Origin of the sequence: Modestobacter versicolor, from assembly GCF_041028285.1 — a bacterium.
Classification (GTDB): Bacteria; Actinomycetota; Actinomycetes; order Mycobacteriales; family Geodermatophilaceae; genus Modestobacter; species Modestobacter versicolor_A.
Window position 1 is genome coordinate 1 of record NZ_JABGDB010000041.1, and the last position, 600, is coordinate 600.

1 protein-coding gene is annotated in these 600 nt (G+C 37.8%); it reads left to right on the top strand.

Features of this window, described 5'->3' with window-relative positions:
- Nucleotides 1-600 (top strand): hypothetical protein (locus HL054_RS22170; protein ID WP_369141295.1); only part of this gene is annotated, 600 nt, incomplete at both ends.

Here is a 600-nt window from a genome sequence, read left to right on the forward strand (position 1 = left end):
GCCACAAACAAAAATAATATAAAAACAAATACTGATGCCATTGGTACAGTAACTACTGCCGGCTCAATTCTTAAAAGAGTTGATGACTTGGAAAAGGCATTGCAAGGTGGTGGTGCTATAGTTACATCAGTGCTTAAATATGCTTCTGACATTGGACAACCGCAAGTTGCTGCTGAATCAAATGCTACAAAAGCCGTATTTGATTTATCAAACTTGATTAACAACAATGATGGAACTAAACCGGTCTTCAACTTTGGTGATGAAAACATCTTTGACATCAAGGTAAGATTCACAATTGATGGCGGAACCGCTCCTTCTGGAAACCACAATATGATTTTCCGTATCAACACAGGAGATGCTGAACCAACAATCATTACTTTTAATGATAGAAATGGTGCTAATCCAAATCAAGGAATAGTGGTTAAGGCAAGTATGACAACTACTGGTAAATTGACACTTGAAACAACTAATGTGGATGGGACTGCTGCTGGGTTCTCAGTTATCAACTATCCAACAATGACTGTTAACCAAATTCAGGAGTTCACAATCTCATTGGTATCTAGCTTAGTAACTCAAGGAGAGCTATCAACAACAAATGGT